Raw genomic sequence first — 16,301 nt, forward strand, 5'->3', positions numbered from 1 at the left:
ATTAATTCACTAAATCCCTCTTTTACGATTCAATAATATTCGAAGCTAACGTATTCAAATTATTTTCAGCTTGTAAAATTCTCTGTTTTTCCTTTTCAAATACCTCTTCTTCTTGTCGAAATGACTCTTTTCGATTGTTAATCATGCGCTCCATTTCTTTTTTACTCGGCCCACCGTATACATTTCTTTTTTGTATAAAAGCTTCTGGCGATATAATTTCTTTCCACTCTTTTTCTAATAAAGTTATATTAAGTTTTTCTTGTAAGTACATATTCACATCTTTTAAATGTAATTCATGAAGCTCCTTTTTCTGCTCCAATAACATATTTGCAATAGCACTCGCTGCATGATGCGCATGCCGAAATGGAATGTCATAGTTTTTTGTTAAAGCATCTGCGAAATCAGTTATCGTAATTGCATGTTTATAGGAACGATTTTTCAACGTTTCTTCCTCAACCTTCATCGTTCGAATAACTGCATTCATAATAGAAAAAACACGAATAGTCTTTTCAATCCCTTTATATAAGTATGGCTGCAAGTCATCCTCTGTATCAACAATATCACCAAATGGTGTATTATGAATCATTTGAAATACTGTAAATGCTTCTCCTAAAGCACTACTCGTAATTGCACGGGCGTGTTCAATGGAAACTGGATTTCGCTTTTGCGGCATAATACTACTAATTTGCACATATGGCTTCGCCACAGTAATACCATCATATTCTTTCGTCGCTAATAGTAAGAAGTCATGGATCCATCTGCTCGTATTCGTCATCATTACCATAAGTAAAGAGCTAACTTCTAATAAATAATCCGCTCCAGCAACAGCATCATATGAGTTCTCAATTACATTTGTAAACCCAAGTAACTCGGCAACTCGCTCTCGTTTAATTGGGAAACTTGTTGTAGCTAGCGCAGCGGCTCCCATTGGGGACTGATTTAAAAGTTTGTACGTTTTTTTCATGCGTTCTAAATCTCTCTGCATCGTATCATAAATCGCTAACGTATAATGACCAAATGTCGTTGGCTGCGCTGGTTGTGTATGGGTATAAGCTGGCATAATCGTTTCCTTATGATCAGCAGCAAGTTGCAATATACTCTCTTGCAATAACAAATGATGTTCCATTAATCGTAATACATACCGTCTTAAACTCATGCGATACATCGTGACACCCATATCATTTCTACTTCTACCAATATGCATATTACTTACAAAATTGCTTTTTGCTTCTTGAGAAATTAAATGTTCCACTAAAAAAAAGAGATCTTCATGCTGCTCTGTATAGAGCAATTGCTCTTCTGGCATTCCCTCTACCTTTTTTAACGCGTGTAATATAACTTTAGCTTCTTCCTTTTTCATTAAATTTTCTTCCATCAGCATCGTAATATGCGCTTTATGCACTTGAAACATATCTTTCAATAAGTAATTTCGTTGAAAATGAAATACATGTTGTAATACACAATCCACATATGTTTTCCCAGGGAAATCAGCGCCTTCACTCTTTATAAACTCTTCTTTACTTTGTTTCATCACCTTTTCCCCTCTCACCTAAGTATTACTACCCATCATACCCAGAGATAGCAAAAAAGTGCTTGTACACAAAAATAAACTCGGTGCTCTCTGCACCGAGTTTATTTAATAAAAGTCGCATCATACTTATCACTTTGCAACACTTGGAAATGCAAGTTTGCTAAATGTTTCCGTATTTCTGCACTGTCGTCCTCATTTAAATTATTTGCTAAAAACACTATTTCTGTACAGTTCCCCCGTTTATCCATAGCATAAACTGCTTTTGTAACTGTCCATGGCGTATAGCCGTTTTTTTGCCCTGCATGTCTAAATGTTTTACGGTATTTCTTAGCGCTCATATCTGTTTCAACGATGTTAGCCCATACTTTTTCTTCTGCTTCTGTCAGTCCACCCTTATGATTTGCCTTTTGAAGCAGTACCATATAATCGTTTGCAGAAGCAGCTGGCAATCGATCTGACCAAATTTTATCGTAACGTTCCTCTAAATAAAGAGGAATTTCCTTCTGTAATAATGGTCCCTTCTTTTTTAAGCGCTCATGAATAATCATCGCATATTGACGATATTGCTCTTGAGACATTTCTTTTAACTTTTTCTCTATTTTATATTTCGGAACGTGTAGTTCTTTATGCAAATATCCTGGAATGTATAAAGATGAAACGATTGGAAATAGCGGCTGATGTGCTGGAAGCGATAAACTTTGTAAATTCCGATTAATATTATCTAATCCTAACACTTCCATTAAATATTCAGCATTCGCATTCGAACTAAACTTAACCATTCCTTTTGCCACTTCTTCTAAAGAAATCGCTCCTTCAGTTATCTTACCTGTCTTCTCCAAATACCTTTGCCATCTATCTTGCGCACCACCATCTGTATTCGGTACATAATACCGATTCACATCATTTATGGAAACAAAACTAGACGAATCAATTTTCCCTTCCGTAACTTGTTTCGTAAATTCAAGCGCCACAATTAATTTCATTGTACTAGCAACTGGCAATACAACATTCGGATTTACAGAATAAACGACTTTATCATTTCTTTTTACTAGAAGCGCGCTATTTTTTTCATCTTTATGTTCTTCAATAAAGGATGCGATATACTGCGCATCATCATTATTCGAACTCCAAACTTTTTTCACTAAAAAATTACCCGATATTAGCAAAACGAAAATACCCACAATCACTGCGCATACTATAGTTTTTTTCAAGTAAAATTCCTCTCCTATTGTGTAGCTCTTCTCTATCTATCTCTTACAAACAAAATAATGGAGATGATTATTTTAGTAATCATCTCCATTATTTTAACTTGTATTCTCCCATTATGTCTACGTCATAATTTTAACGAAATCTTCGAGGAATTTTTTATAGTGTAACGACCAACCAATTCGAACCCAATTCTTTAAAGCTTTTGCATCAGGTTGAGGACGAAAATCAGCAATACTCTCTCCTTTTGCAATCCCTACTGTATCTACATCGACACGGCGGTATACATAGTCCAAAATAGAGGGATTTGCCGCAACCATCATTGTAACGACGTCATGTACTGGACTCCCTGTTATTTTCGGATTTAATTTTCTATAAGCTTTATAATAATACGTAAAAATCGGTTCAATTAATTTATTAAAACTCGTTTTAGAATGTTTCGTAATGTACTTTACCATCTCTGGCGTAATTATAGCTTCAGATGTAACATTAAGCGGCACCAATGTCACATTCTTGGCATTTTGCATTACTAATTGTGATGCAATAGGATCACCATGAAAATTCGCTTCTGCGACTGGTGTCACATTGCCAGGCATTAAAAAAGCACCGCCCATTATATAATATTCCTTCACATACTTCATCAATGGTTTTTCTAAAATAAATGCTGTCGCAAGTGTCGTTGACCTACCAGCATCAACTATAATTAATTCTCCTTTATATTTTTCAAGTATGTCAAAAAACTCACAAAAAGGCTTTATATTTGGAGAAAGATTTTTTGGCGGTCGAATTGGTCCTAAACCTTCCGCCCCATGAATTTCTGGATAATACGTTGTAATATCTCCAGATAAAGGGATTTTCGCACCATTAATAACAGGTATGTCTTCCCGCCCTGCCAGTTGCAATAAATATGCCGCATTACTTGTCGCCTTTTCTTGCGTTACATTTCCATATCCAGTTACTACACCAACAATATCAATATCAGGATGTAACAATCCATACATAATTGCCAAAGAGTCATCAATTCCCGGGTCTCCTAAAAACAATACTTTTTTCATCACCCTCAACTCCATCCCCTCAATTGTTATTAATTTATGAATATTCACAGGATTACAGAATAAAAAGAACAAATTTATACGAAAAAACGCAGTCCTCTAAGGACTACGTTCTCCCACTAACCTATACTGTTTTCTTTACAGCACTCATACTTCCAACGATATAAGCGATAAGCGCAAAACAAATTGGGAAGACAACTGTATGTATACCGAACGGATTTGGATAGAAAAGATGGATACACATATATGAGCTTACCCCAACTAAAATAGATGCAAGCGCTCCTGTTGCATTTCCTTTCCTCCAATATAACCCTAATACGATCGGCCAAATGAATGCTGCTTCTAATCCACCGAAAGAAAATAAATTCAACCATATTAAAAAATCAGGTGGTTTAATTGCTGCTGCATAAACGAGCAGTCCTACGATAGCAGTAATCCATAAACTTCCTTTTCTAATCGTACTATCTGCCGCATCTTTATTTATGTAATTTACGTATATATCTTTAATGATTGATGAACTTACAAGTAGCAATAACGAGTTTACTGTAGACATAATCGCTGCCATTGGTGCAGCTAAGAAAACCCCAGCTAACCAAGGTGGCAACACTTCCATCGCGAGTAGCGGCATTACTTTATCTGGTACCGTTATACCTGGAAGTACGACTCGTGCGAACACACCCGTTAAATGCATACCAATCATAATTGTACCGACAACAATCGTACCAATTATTAACGCTTGATGCATCGCTTTTGAATTTTTATAAGACATGGCACGCACACTAATTTGCGGTAAACCGACAACGCCAATTCCAATTAAAATCCAAAATGATGTCACATATGATTTCGTTAAACTGCCATCCGCTCCAAATGGTGTAATTAAATTCGGATTGATTTGAACAAGTTCCTGCATAATCTTTTCAATTCCGCCACCAGCAACGACAGTAGCGATTAAAATGATTGTCGTTCCAACTAACATAATGATACCTAATAACGTATCTGATAAAGCAACTGCACGAAAGCCACCAATTAATACGTACACAAGTACAGAAAAAGTAAATAAAAATAGTGCTGTTGTATAAGAGAGACCCGTTAGTGACTCAATTAATCGACCACCGCCGACCCACTGAGCTACTGTTGCTGAAAATAAAAAGATAATAATACATAACGCAGAAAGTATGACGACTGCTTTATTATTGTATCTTCCCTTTAAATAATCAATAAGAGTAATAGCTTCCATCTTCCTAGCGATAATTGCAAACTTTTTACCGATAACTGTTAAAACGATATACCCTGTTACAACTTGAATCGCAGATAACAATACCCATCCAAGCCCCATATTGTATGCTATACCAGGGCCACCAATGAAGCTACTAGCACTACCGTACGTAGCAATCATTGTCATTGCTAATAATAAACCACCGAGCTCACGCCCACCTAAAAAATATTCTTGCAAAAATTTATTATGGGCAGTCGCTTGTACACGTCTTGAAGCATATACACCAATTAAAAATACAACGATAAACGAAATTATCATTGGAATGATTACATACCAATTCATCTATTATTCCTCACTTTTTTCTTCCTCATCGAGTGAAATATCTTGAAATACAAAACGAACAACTAAACTAAGTAAAATAACCATAACGATAAATCCAACGATACAGCTATAAAAAAACCATGCTGGAAAACCAAATACATATGTATATTCACTTGGATTTTTACTACCAAGCCCATAAGCAAATCCGTACCATATTATAAAATTGATAATAGCAAGTCCAAGACCAATTAACGCTTCTCTATGGGCGATTCGAAAGCGTGGATCATCATGATAATTCTTCATTTTTCTCCCTCCTCTCACGATGTATTATTGTACCATTGTTCTTCTAGTTTTTCCTACTAGAAAGCAAAAACAAGCAGGATTTTTTATAATCATATAGAAGACTTTCTTACATTACATATTTTTTACAATTGTAACACAAATGAAATTTGAATTTTCAGTATTTGTTAATTATGATTTTAATTAGAGGCTTTCCATCTAGTTTCCACATCCTTGATTTCGGAATAAACGCCGTCTCGTACTGCGTTTACATTATATTTTCAAGGGGGTTATACAATGAGTCAACTAGCTGTAAATCTTCATGAAAAGGTAGAAAAGTTTCTTCAAGGTACAAAAAAGTTATATGTGAATGGATCCTTTGTTGAAAGCGCTTCCGGAAAAACGTTTAACACACCTAACCCAGCAACTGGCGAAACACTTGCCGTCGTTTCTGAAGCTGGTCGCGAAGATATTCATAAAGCTGTAGTCGCAGCTCGTATGGCTTTTGACGAAGGTCCTTGGTCTCGTATGAGCACTGCTGAGCGAAGCCATCTTATGTACAAGTTAGCTGATTTAATGGAAGAACATAAAGAAGAGCTTGCACAGCTCGAAACATTAGATAACGGAAAGCCAATCCGTGAAACAATGGCAGCAGATATACCACTCGCAATTGAACATATGCGCTATTATGCCGGCTGGGCTACGAAAATCGTTGGTCAAACAATTCCTGTTTCCGGTGATTACTTTAACTATACACGCCATGAAGCTGTTGGTGTCGTTGGTCAAATTATCCCTTGGAACTTTCCACTTCTTATGGCGATGTGGAAAATGGGAGCAGCGCTTGCTACAGGATGTACAATCGTTTTAAAACCTGCAGAACAAACTCCACTATCTGCCTTATACTTAGCTGAATTAATTGAAGAAGCTGGATTCCCGAAAGGTGTTATTAATATCGTTCCTGGATTCGGTGAATCAGCTGGACAAGCTCTTGTTAATCATCCACTCGTTGATAAAATTGCATTTACTGGTTCTACTCCAGTCGGTAAGCAAATTATGCGCCAAGCATCTGAAACATTAAAGCGCGTTACACTTGAGTTAGGCGGTAAATCACCAAATATCATCTTGCCAGATGCTGATTTATCTCGCGCGATTCCTGGTGCACTTTCTGGTGTTATGTTTAACCAAGGACAAGTATGCTCTGCTGGATCACGTTTATTTGTTCCGAAGAAAATGTATGATAATGTCATGGCTGACCTTGTCCTTTACTCTAAAAAATTAAATCAAGGTGCTGGCTTAAGTCCAGAAACTACAATCGGTCCTCTCGTTTCCGAAGAACAACAAAAACGTGTAATGGGCTACATTGAAAAAGGAATTGAAGAAGGTGCTGAAGTACTATGCGGAGGAAGTAATCCATTTGATCAAGGATACTTCGTTTCCCCTACTGTATTCGCTGACGTTAATGATGAAATGACGATTGCAAAAGAAGAAATTTTCGGTCCAGTTATTTCTGCTATACCGTTTAACGATATTGATGAAGTAATTGAACGTGCAAATAAATCACAATTCGGCTTAGCAGCTGGTGTGTGGACAGAAAATGTTAAAACAGCACACTACGTTGCAAGTAAAGTACGTGCTGGTACAGTATGGGTAAACTGTTATAACGTCTTTGATGCAGCATCTCCATTTGGAGGATTTAAACAATCCGGTCTTGGTCGTGAAATGGGATCTTATGCATTAAATAACTATACAGAAGTGAAGAGCGTTTGGCTTAACTTAAATTAAAGAGAAAGAACCTGACCTATCCGGTCAGGTTCTTTTCATTATGTATGTATTTAAACTTGCAGTCCCCCACTCACATTTAATACTTCTCCTGTAATATAGGATGCGTATTCTGATGCTAAGAAGGCAGCTGCGTTCGCAATATCTTCTGGCGTTCCAATTCTACCAACCGGAATCGCGCCGACCATCTTTTCTTTCACTTTATCTGGTATCGTTTTTGTCATATCTGTATCCATAAATCCTGGGCAAATCGCATTACACGTAATACCGAAATTTCCAACTTCTTTCGCTGCCGTTTTCGTTAAACCTACAACGCCTGCCTTCGTAGCTGCATAGTTTGCTTGACCTATGTTTCCTTCTCTACTAATTGAAGATATATTAATAATACGTCCATACCCTTGTTGTCTCATGTAAAGCAGCGCTGGTTGCATACAATAAAAAACTCCAGTTAAGTTCACTTGTAATACTTGTTCCCAAGCAGACTTCTCCATTTTATGTAACATTGCATCCCTTGTAATCCCAGCGTTATTCACCAAAATATGTAATGTTCCGAATTTTTGAACCGCATATTCAATTAGCGACTTTGCTTCATTTTGATTACTCACATCACATCCATATAAGCTCACTTCATATCCTTCATCCAAGAACTCACGTGTCGTTTTTTGTAATTTCTCTTCATTTACATCGCTAATTAATACTTTCGCCCCTAGTTTTGCATAAACCCTTGCAATCTCTTTTCCAATTCCCTGTGCAGCTCCTGTTACAACAGCTGTTTTCCCATTTAAAAACTCCATCCCTATCCCCCATTTCTATTACTTATACTGTATATTTCGGCTTTTTCCTTTCCAATTCCTCTTTGCATAAAAAAGTCTATTTGTGTCAAACTAACTTTGCAACGTCGCATAAAGTGCAAGGAGATTGTGTCGAATGAACAAAAAAAATTTCAAACAAAACAAAGCTACTGATGGCATTGATGTAGAGTTCTCTCGTGAACTTGCTGACCACAATGACTTAGAAGCAAACGCACGTGCAAATGCCGCTGATGCACGTCAAAAACGCCAGTCAACAGAAAAATAAGGAAGCACAACCTTATTCTTTTCAACAGGGAACTACTACCGGGCAAAATAAACCGAGAGATATCTCTCGGTTTATTTTCTATATTTTTTTATATAATGTGCCAAAGTAAGTAAGGGATATATATGGGCGTAGCTATGATATCTAATATAAAACGCACCTGGTAAACCTGTTCCAGTAGGATATCTTTCATTCACATAAGGATTCGAAAGCAAATATGAAACACCTTTTCGAATAGCTGGCGTTTCTGTATCATAGTAAGAAATGAGAGCATCTAACGCCCATGCAGTTTGGGATGGTGTACTAAATGGTAAAGTAACGAACCTTTTCTCCACACTACTGTGGCATGATTCTCCCCAACCACCATCTTCATGCTGTATATGTTCAAGCCATAAAGATGCTCGTTTCAATGAAGGATTGCTAGACGGAATTCCGAGTGACCGTAAACCTGTCATAACAGCCCACGTACCATATATATAACAAATCCCCCATTTCCCATACCATGATCCATTTTCCTCTTGTGCATTCATTAACCAATTTATCGCACTTTGTTTTTGTTTCTCAGGTAATTCATTTTGCGTATATGTCCCGAAAAGCTCTAACACTCTTCCTGTAATATCTGGTGTGGAAGGATCTGTAATCATATCACTTGCATTTTCGATTGGTAAATTTGCTAATAATTTGCTCGTCACACCTTTTTCAAACGCTCCCCAGCCCCCATCATTATTTTGTAATCCTTTAACCCAATCAATCCCTTTCTGCCAAGCATTATTTACCTTTTCATTCTCTCTACTTCTTGCCAACACTCTTAGTACAGCGGTTGTATCATCAACATCTGGAACTGTCGTATTTACATCCGAAAAACCCCAACCGCCAGGAGTAAGTGCGGGAGCATGTACGCTCCAATCAGCTTTTTTTGTATGCTGTTTTTTTAATAAATATGTTATTGTCTGTTGAATCATCTTGTGATCTTTCGGAACGTGTGCCTCTTGTAACGCATAGCTGAGTAAAGCCGTATCCCATACAGTTGAAGGAGAGTTTTGCAAGTGACTCCCTCTTTCCATCTTCCATATATAAGATGTTATCCCAGCTATAGCCTTTTGAATCAGTGATGATTGAAGAGAATGCCCTAACGCAAGTAAAGCATAAATCATATAAAACGAGGCAGTTGCGTAACTATATAACGTTCCATTTTCATCAATACGCGCTTTCATAAATCGTTCGACTTCCTCATACCCTTTATGATGTAACGAGAGTGGATACGAGATAATTTGTTTTACATCACTTAATAACGTTTGAAACAACGGAGACCGATCCTCCCGAAACCATTCCCCGCCCCCGCCCGCAATGTGATTTAAATTTGGCAATAACTTTTTCCCTACTCGAAACCTTTTATTTAAACACAGCATCATCGGAATTAAATGGATACGTGCTGAACTACTCAATTCAAATATACTGAGGGGGGAATCATTCTGTAGAAACATGATTGGTGTTGGTACATGAAAGAGTGAAGGATATTCATATTCTCCATGAATTGCTAATAAAAACTTCGTCATAAAATGAGCACGCGCCACGCCTCCGCGTTCCTTAATAAAATTTTCCGCTCGCTTCATATTCGCATCTTCTTTTGTATATTTTTTCGATGCGAGTAAGGCGGCATAAGATTGAATGGTAGCTGATAAATTCCCTCCCACTTCATCTTCATACAATTTCCACGTTCCTTCATTTGTTTGAAGTGATGCTAATCTTTTTACAAACGGTTCTATCTCTTTATCTCTACCTAATAATTTTAATAAAAAAATCATATGGCAATCTGTTAATGGAGCTCCTTCAAAACAAAATCGCCACGTACCATCTTGCCGTTGCATCGTTTGAAGTGCAGTTGCTCTTCTCGCTATTTCTTCATGCACTTTTTCATATAATAACAAGTTACTCACCCACCCTTTCGAAATCCGTATAACGATATTCAAGAAAGTAGCTGAATATGTATGAATACAAAGAAAAGCAGAACATATAAGATGCTCTGCTTATAAACAATATCCTACTCCGACAATAATCCCTAATAAAGCACCAACTACTACTTCATACGGCGTATGCCCGACAAGTTCATTTAACTTCTTATATTCTGTTTGTCTACCGTGAAAAAACTCATTCAATATTTTCGCCTGTTTACTTACTGCCAGCCTTACTCCTGAAGCGTCATACATAACTATAATGGCAAAAATAGCAGCAATTGCAAATAAAGTACTTTCCACACCTTCCACAACGCCAACACCTGTCGCCAGTGCTGTAACAGTTGAAGCATGAGAACTTGGCATCCCACCTGAAGCGAAAAACTTTGCAAAATCAAATTCACCCGTTTTAAATAATTTAAAGACTACTTTCGTTAATTGTGCTAAAAACCATGAAATTACAGCGGCCATAAGCGGATCGTTATGTAAAATCGTTTCCACGTTCTCAGCTCCCTACTAGCTATAATGGAAATCCTATAGTATCAGTATAAAGAAAAATGCGTAGAAAATACTACGCATTACGATACTTTTGCTGATTTATTTTTTATAAATTTCGGTTGTTTCTGCACCAAGAACTTTGTTTTCGCTACCGAGAATACAACTAATGCAACCCATATACAGAAAAATGCAATCATATGAGTAGATGTGAAATGTTCACCAAATACGAATACACCTAAAATCAAACTAATTGTTGGTGCAATATATTGTAAAAACCCTACCATATAAAGCGGAATAAGTTGGGCTCCTTTTGCAAAATAAAAAAGTGGCAATGCTGTAACAATGCCCGCCCCTATTAATAGTAATGTCGATAACATTGAAATCGAGCCAAATGAGCCGAAACCATGTACTCCTGTCATTACTAAATAAATAATCGCAAACGGCGTCACTAACATCGTTTCCATCGTAAGTCCAATTGTCGCATCATAGTTTAACAATTTTTTCGTTAATCCATATAATCCAAATGAAAGGGCAAGTGATAAAGAAACCCATGGAATAGCCCCGAAACGTACTGTTAAAATGATAACCCCTACTCCAGCTAAACCAACTGCAACGTATTGCCAAAAGTTTAACTTTTCCTTTAAAACGACTGTACCAAGTAAAATACTAATAAGCGGATTAATATAATAGCCAAGACTTGCTTCAATGACATGATTATGATTAACGGCCCATATGTAGACAAACCAGTTTCCGCTAATCAAGACTGAAGCTATTGTTAACGACATTAATAATTTAGGTCGTTTAAAAAGATTCACGAACTCTCCAATAAACTGACGAAATCTCTTCGTAACACCTAATACGATTAACATAAACACGAATGCCCAAACGATGCGGTGTGCTAATATTTCATCTGCTGGGACTTCCTCAACCCATTTCCAATAGATTGGTAGTATTCCCCACATCGTATACGCACCAGCCGCATATATAATCCCTTTTTTTTGCTCTGCTGATTGACTCCCCATCTTCCTTTTTCTCCTCTTCTCATTTTTTCTCCATTATACGTTCCCACGTGCTCACTTTACCAATAATCAATCTGCATTTCTTTCGACATTTCTCATGCAACGAATAATAAACATACCGTTATTACAACAAGTAACGGTATGCCGAAAACAAATTTCTTTTTATGAGTTTTATGATGAAACATATACATACCAATCCAAGCTCCAACTGCTCCCCCAGCTGCTGCTGATAAAAACAACGTACTTTCTGGCGTTCTCCACTGCTTCTTCTTCGCTTTTCGTTTATCAAGCCCCATAAGGCTAAAAGCTATAACGTTAATCATAATAAAATAAATCCATTTCATCGCTTTCTCTCCCTATGAAAAATTCGCTTAATGGTAACATGAAAAAACGATGGAAACAACTGAAGAACACTTTTTATTAATTCGTTACCTTCATATTTACATAGCCAATCAAAAGACTAATTATAGCTATTAAATAGAAAGATGTTATGGGCAAGATCCTTATATTTCATTCCCTTCACCCACTACCATAGCATCGAAAAAACTTCTCTCAATCACTTTTTCATCAAAGTGAAGAACTACAATTAGCCCTACATATAAAGAAACGAAATTTAAAAACCATTCCCCATTATCATCCTTATTAGCTAAACATTTAAATATCTCTTGAAATTGCATACGCTCGTCTATAGCAACAACCGGTCGCACACCAAAATATTTCAATACGAAATGTAAATCAAGCTGCACGGATAAGGATAAAATATACTTTAATAGCTCCGTATAATGAGCAACATTTTTTTCACTATATAACTTCACAAGCTCTTGATGTAAAGTAGAAATCGATAATTCTTCTTTAGTCACTTTTGTTGCTTCTATCATTTCAATCATCTTTTTCATATTCATTACATTTACCCCTCCTGTTGCAAAACAAAAGCCAAAGTGTATTTATTTTATAATCAGCAATAATTGAGTATTTCTCGCCTCTCTTTCTTCTTCTTCACTAACTAAGTCATACTTTTTTAGAAGATGAAAGACATCATTTAATATTTCCTGTGAATGATTACCTTGCAAAAATCCCTTTACCTCTTTAAAAATCACTTCCGGTAAAAAACTCTTTTGGCTCTCAAGCTTATTCATTACATCTTCAATAGAATGATCGATATTACACGCCATAAAAAATTCCTCCTCTATCCTTTATAAATAATATCTTCTGCTAACGATGTAAACACTTCTCCAACAAGAGAATCTTCATCATATACAGATGAACCGCTATTTTCTTCACGTTTTGCAAAAGGTACTTGTGCGATTACTTCTGTTTGCAATTGTTCTGCTAACATTTCCCCGCCGCCTTTTCCAAACAGATAATTTTTCGATCCATCTTGTTCTTCATAATAAGCCATGTTTTCCACAATACCTAAAATCTCGTGTTTCGTATGTTTTGCCATTACGCCTACTCTAGATGCTACGAATGAAGCTACATTATGTGGTGTTGTAACAATAATTTCTTTCGCCTGCGGAATCATTGCTGCAACATCAATAGCAACATCTCCTGTACCAGGTGGTAAATCAAGAAGTAAATAATCTAATTCTCCCCAGTGCGTATTCGCAAGGAAATTTTGAATCCATTTATTTAACATCGGTCCGCGCCACATAACCGGATTATTTCCTTCTGTAAAAAATCCCATCGACATGATTTTAACACCGTGACTAATAACTGGAATTGCTGTTTGATCAATCATCGTTGGTTTTTGATTCGTTTCCATCATAGCTGGAATGCTAAAACCATATATATCTGCATCTAATATCCCCACTTTTTTGCCCATACGAGCTAAAGCTGTTGCAAGATTAATTGTTACAGTTGATTTTCCGACTCCACCTTTTCCGCTCGTTACAGTAATAAATCGTACTCCTGAATCAGGACGAAGCATGCTCGGCATACCAGTTTCTGTTCTACTATTTTTCTTTAACTTTTCTGTTAGCGCAGCTCGTTCTTCTTGTGTCATAGAACCAAACGTCAAATCTACTTTAGATGCACCTATTGCATGCAGAGACTCTTCCACATCTTGTTGAATTTTTGCTTTTAACGGACAACCTTGAATCGTTAGCACTACTTCAAGTTTAACCTCTGTTCCATTCATTTGTATATTTCTAACCATGTTTAACTCTACAATACTTTTGTGTAATTCTGGATCCTCTACATGTTTTAACGCATTCATTATTTGTGCTTGAGTAAGCATAGAACTCATCCCTTCTCGTATTCTAATTTATCCGACTTTAACTAATAATCAGTGGGGGATGAAGCCCCCCCCACTGATTAAAGTTTCACTTTATATACAACATCTTCTTGTCATTGCGAGAAACACTTATTATCCACCACTAACAGGCGGGATAAATGCGACGATATCTCCAGCTTGTATCATCTCGTCATTCGTTACAAACTCTTCATTAACAGCCACCATCACTCTATCAAGCGATTGTAAACTATAGTTTGCTTTGAGCCATTCTTTTAATTGCTGCACTGTCATTTCTTGTTTTTCGGAAATTACGAATCGATCTAATCCGACTTCCTCACGCAAATTTGCAAACAGTAAAATTGTAATCATTTTCTCATTCTTCCTTCTTCGGTTTTCCTGCTGGATATGGTGTATTTTCAAGTTGATCGCCAATCCACATCGTCCCATCTTCCCAAAATTCTTTTTTCCATATTGGGACGATTCGCTTTATACGTTCAATTGCGTATTCATTCGCTTCATAAGCTACTTTACGATGCGGTGATGAAACTGCAATGACTACCGCAATATCCATTATTTCTAGCCGGCCTACTCGGTGAGTAATTGCTACTTTTGCATCCGGCCATCTTTCACTAATTTCTTCACCAATTCTCATAAGTTGCTTTACTGCCATCGGTTTATATGCTTCATACTCTAAATGTAGCGTTCGTTTTCCTTTTGTTAATTCTCTCACTGTACCAATAAAAGTTGTAATCGCACCTGCGTCTCTTCTTGCAACCTTATTTGTTACTTCTTCAACTACAATCGGTATATCTACAATTTCAAATAGCACTTGTCCCATTAGAATCACCTCTCACTTTATAAAATGTCCAAGGCCATTCACTACCTTCGTTATCTTCCAACAAGAGAACATCTACGAACATATCTTTTTTATACCCTCTCGTACCACCTGGAAGTACAATAAATATATTTGTCTCTGCTAGGGAAGAAACTGAGCTAGATTTATCAAACCCTGACGGATAAGCGATTAACTGCCCTTCGTTATATGTTAGTTTTCCTCGTACAAATCTTGTAAATGGATTTGGCTTTAAAAAGTCTTCTCCTAATAACGCTTTTTCTCTTTTTACATATGCTTTTTCACTAAACATATACGTTCGAATACAAGGTCTTACAAACAATTCAAATCCTACGTAACAAGCAGATGGATTTCCTGATAAACCGAATAATAACTTGCCATTTAATTGCGCTACAGTCGTAACACTTCCTGGCCTCATTGCAACTTTATTGAAAAGAACTGATGCGCCTAATTTTTCATATATAGCTGGCAAATAATCGTAATCCCCTACTGATACACCACCTGTTGTAATGAGCATATCTACTTGGCTTAATGCTTCTTTTACAGCTGTGAAACATGTATAAAAATCATCGCTAAACTTCCCAAAATATTTTACTCTTCCGCCTGCTCTTCGGATTTGAGACAATATCATATACGTATTACTATTTCGGATTTTCCCTGGCTGTAATGAATTGTTTACATCCAGTAATTCACTGCCAGTCGCTAATAGTCCAACTACAGGCTTTCTCGCAACTGGCACCTCGCTATACCCAAACGTAGCAAGAAGAGCTGAAATACCTGGATTAATGTATGTTCCTTTCTTTGCAAGAACCGTTCCTTTACGAGCATCTTCACCTTGAAAAGAAATATTATCGCCCGTTTTGAATGACCGTTTCAATTCCATATACTTACTGCCAGCCTCCTCATATTGACGAGTCAGCTCTAGCATAACAACCGCATCACATCCACTCGGAATCTGTGCTCCCGTCATAATTCGAACTGCTTGAAACGGACCTACTTTCTCATCGAATAGCGATCCTGCACCAATTTCACCCACTACTTCAAATACAATTGGCGTTTCATAACTTGCTAAATTCGTATCTTCTGCTCTAATAGCAAATCCGTCATACGGGGAACGATTGAATGAAGGTACGTCATGGTCAGCTACTAAATCCTCCGCTAATACACGTCCGTAAGCTAATTCAATAGGTAGTAGCTCCTTTAAGCCGTTATGAGCAAATCCCATCACTTTACGAACAGCCTCTTCAACTGTGATTGGTACTCTTCTTTCCATTGTTGACAACCCTTT

The 16,301-nt window shown here is 37.0% G+C and carries 18 protein-coding genes; 2 read left to right on the plus strand and 16 right to left on the minus strand.

All coding sequences use genetic code 11. The features are described from left to right. Positions 1 to 22: 22 nt before the first annotated feature. From argH to ACTFSI_RS23240, 5 genes are all read right to left on the minus strand, one after another. The gene (gene argH, locus ACTFSI_RS23220) at positions 23 to 1,531 is read right to left on the minus strand and encodes an argininosuccinate lyase (RefSeq protein WP_044793357.1); all 1,509 of its coding nucleotides are present in this window, start codon (positions 1,529 to 1,531) and stop codon (positions 23 to 25) included. 101 nt (positions 1,532 to 1,632) lie between these two features. Next, positions 1,633 to 2,742, minus strand: coding sequence for a serine hydrolase (locus ACTFSI_RS23225; protein WP_000751358.1), 1,110 nt, complete (start codon positions 2,740 to 2,742; stop codon positions 1,633 to 1,635). A gap of 117 nt (positions 2,743 to 2,859) precedes the next feature. After that, on the minus strand, positions 2,860 to 3,807 hold the full coding sequence (locus tag ACTFSI_RS23230) for a nucleoside hydrolase (RefSeq protein ID WP_155005152.1): 948 nt from the start codon (positions 3,805 to 3,807) through the stop codon (positions 2,860 to 2,862). 106 nt (positions 3,808 to 3,913) lie between these two features. Beyond that, on the minus strand, positions 3,914 to 5,347 hold the full coding sequence (gene panF / locus ACTFSI_RS23235; protein WP_001104830.1) for a sodium/pantothenate symporter: 1,434 nt from the start codon (positions 5,345 to 5,347) through the stop codon (positions 3,914 to 3,916). A gap of 3 nt (positions 5,348 to 5,350) precedes the next feature. Beyond that, the gene (locus ACTFSI_RS23240; protein WP_000800722.1) at positions 5,351 to 5,629 is read right to left on the minus strand and encodes a YhdT family protein; all 279 of its coding nucleotides are present in this window, start codon (positions 5,627 to 5,629) and stop codon (positions 5,351 to 5,353) included. 273 nt (positions 5,630 to 5,902) lie between these two features. Here ACTFSI_RS23240 and dhaS point away from each other — a divergent pair, with 273 nt between their 5' ends. Continuing rightward, positions 5,903 to 7,387, plus strand: a complete 1,485-nt coding sequence (gene dhaS, locus ACTFSI_RS23245; protein WP_000080302.1) for an aldehyde dehydrogenase DhaS — start codon at positions 5,903 to 5,905, stop codon at positions 7,385 to 7,387. A gap of 50 nt (positions 7,388 to 7,437) precedes the next feature. Here dhaS and fabG read toward each other — a convergent pair whose 3' ends face one another. Then, a complete protein-coding gene (gene fabG / locus ACTFSI_RS23250; protein WP_000395019.1) occupies positions 7,438 to 8,178 on the minus strand; it encodes a 3-oxoacyl-ACP reductase FabG in 741 nt (246 codons plus the stop codon). 133 nt (positions 8,179 to 8,311) lie between these two features. Here fabG and ACTFSI_RS23255 point away from each other — a divergent pair, with 133 nt between their 5' ends. Beyond that, positions 8,312 to 8,461: a YfhD family protein gene (locus ACTFSI_RS23255; RefSeq protein WP_001035808.1), complete on the plus strand. Its 150-nt coding sequence runs from the start codon at positions 8,312 to 8,314 to the stop codon at positions 8,459 to 8,461. A gap of 71 nt (positions 8,462 to 8,532) precedes the next feature. Here the strand turns inward: ACTFSI_RS23255 and ACTFSI_RS23260 are convergent, their stop codons facing one another. The 10 genes from ACTFSI_RS23260 to moeA all read right to left on the minus strand — a co-directional run bounded on the left by ACTFSI_RS23260 (position 8,533) and on the right by moeA (position 16,286). Then, on the minus strand, positions 8,533 to 10,386 hold the full coding sequence (locus tag ACTFSI_RS23260) for a terpene cyclase/mutase family protein (RefSeq protein ID WP_044793359.1): 1,854 nt from the start codon (positions 10,384 to 10,386) through the stop codon (positions 8,533 to 8,535). A gap of 99 nt (positions 10,387 to 10,485) precedes the next feature. After that, a complete protein-coding gene (locus ACTFSI_RS23265) occupies positions 10,486 to 10,911 on the minus strand; it encodes a divergent PAP2 family protein (protein ID WP_000447815.1) in 426 nt (141 codons plus the stop codon). Positions 10,912 to 10,988: 77 nt separating this feature from the next. Continuing rightward, on the minus strand, positions 10,989 to 11,930 hold the full coding sequence (gene rarD, locus ACTFSI_RS23270; RefSeq protein WP_000535532.1) for an EamA family transporter RarD: 942 nt from the start codon (positions 11,928 to 11,930) through the stop codon (positions 10,989 to 10,991). Positions 11,931 to 12,022: 92 nt separating this feature from the next. Then, positions 12,023 to 12,271, minus strand: coding sequence for a DUF1294 domain-containing protein (locus ACTFSI_RS23275; RefSeq protein WP_000871341.1), 249 nt, complete (start codon positions 12,269 to 12,271; stop codon positions 12,023 to 12,025). A 159-nt stretch (positions 12,272 to 12,430) separates the two neighbouring features. Then, entirely contained in the window at positions 12,431 to 12,829 is a 399-nt protein-coding gene (locus tag ACTFSI_RS23280; RefSeq protein ID WP_001056279.1) for a hypothetical protein, read from the minus strand. 42 nt (positions 12,830 to 12,871) lie between these two features. Next, on the minus strand, positions 12,872 to 13,099 hold the full coding sequence (locus ACTFSI_RS23285) for a hypothetical protein (protein WP_440045673.1): 228 nt from the start codon (positions 13,097 to 13,099) through the stop codon (positions 12,872 to 12,874). 14 nt (positions 13,100 to 13,113) lie between these two features. Further along, a complete protein-coding gene (locus tag ACTFSI_RS23290) occupies positions 13,114 to 14,163 on the minus strand; it encodes a P-loop NTPase (protein ID WP_000957438.1) in 1,050 nt (349 codons plus the stop codon). A gap of 129 nt (positions 14,164 to 14,292) precedes the next feature. Beyond that, positions 14,293 to 14,529 carry a molybdopterin converting factor subunit 1 gene (moaD, locus tag ACTFSI_RS23295; RefSeq protein WP_000628476.1) on the minus strand — a complete coding sequence of 79 codons (237 nt, stop codon included), beginning with the start codon at positions 14,527 to 14,529 and terminating at the stop codon, positions 14,293 to 14,295. A 4-nt stretch (positions 14,530 to 14,533) separates the two neighbouring features. Next, positions 14,534 to 14,998, minus strand: coding sequence for a molybdopterin synthase catalytic subunit MoaE (gene moaE, locus ACTFSI_RS23300; protein ID WP_000531873.1), 465 nt, complete (start codon positions 14,996 to 14,998; stop codon positions 14,534 to 14,536). Further along, a complete protein-coding gene (gene moeA, locus ACTFSI_RS23305) occupies positions 14,979 to 16,286 on the minus strand; it encodes a molybdopterin molybdotransferase MoeA (RefSeq protein WP_440045674.1) in 1,308 nt (435 codons plus the stop codon). The genes moaE and moeA overlap by 20 nt, the downstream gene beginning before the upstream one ends. Positions 16,287 to 16,301: the final 15 nt, after the last annotated feature.

The organism is Bacillus cereus group sp. MYBK101-2 (genome assembly GCF_051918845.1).
Lineage (GTDB): Bacteria > Bacillota > Bacilli > Bacillales > Bacillaceae_G > Bacillus_A > Bacillus_A paranthracis.

Excerpts from the sequence above, each read along its gene's own strand:
- ACTFSI_RS23255 (WP_001035808.1), top strand. The coding sequence starts at position 8,312 with ATGAACAAAAAAAATTTCAAACAAAACAAAGCTACTGATGGCATTGAT.
- argH (WP_044793357.1), bottom strand. The coding sequence starts at position 1,531 with ATGAAACAAAGTAAAGAAGAGTTTATAAAGAGTGAAGGCGCTGATTTC.
- moeA (WP_440045674.1), bottom strand. The coding sequence starts at position 16,286 with ATGGAAAGAAGAGTACCAATCACAGTTGAAGAGGCTGTTCGTAAAGTG.
- ACTFSI_RS23230 (WP_155005152.1), bottom strand. The coding sequence starts at position 3,807 with ATGGAGTTGAGGGTGATGAAAAAAGTATTGTTTTTAGGAGACCCGGGA.
- rarD (WP_000535532.1), bottom strand. The coding sequence starts at position 11,930 with ATGGGGAGTCAATCAGCAGAGCAAAAAAAAGGGATTATATATGCGGCT.
- dhaS (WP_000080302.1), top strand. The coding sequence starts at position 5,903 with ATGAGTCAACTAGCTGTAAATCTTCATGAAAAGGTAGAAAAGTTTCTT.
- moaD (WP_000628476.1), bottom strand. The coding sequence starts at position 14,529 with ATGATTACAATTTTACTGTTTGCAAATTTGCGTGAGGAAGTCGGATTA.
- panF (WP_001104830.1), bottom strand. The coding sequence starts at position 5,347 with ATGAATTGGTATGTAATCATTCCAATGATAATTTCGTTTATCGTTGTA.
- ACTFSI_RS23285 (WP_440045673.1), bottom strand. The coding sequence starts at position 13,099 with ATGGCGTGTAATATCGATCATTCTATTGAAGATGTAATGAATAAGCTT.
- ACTFSI_RS23280 (WP_001056279.1), bottom strand. The coding sequence starts at position 12,829 with ATGAATATGAAAAAGATGATTGAAATGATAGAAGCAACAAAAGTGACT.
- ACTFSI_RS23240 (WP_000800722.1), bottom strand. The coding sequence starts at position 5,629 with ATGAAGAATTATCATGATGATCCACGCTTTCGAATCGCCCATAGAGAA.
- ACTFSI_RS23275 (WP_000871341.1), bottom strand. The coding sequence starts at position 12,271 with ATGAAATGGATTTATTTTATTATGATTAACGTTATAGCTTTTAGCCTT.
- fabG (WP_000395019.1), bottom strand. The coding sequence starts at position 8,178 with ATGGAGTTTTTAAATGGGAAAACAGCTGTTGTAACAGGAGCTGCACAG.
- ACTFSI_RS23290 (WP_000957438.1), bottom strand. The coding sequence starts at position 14,163 with ATGCTTACTCAAGCACAAATAATGAATGCGTTAAAACATGTAGAGGAT.
- moaE (WP_000531873.1), bottom strand. The coding sequence starts at position 14,998 with ATGGGACAAGTGCTATTTGAAATTGTAGATATACCGATTGTAGTTGAA.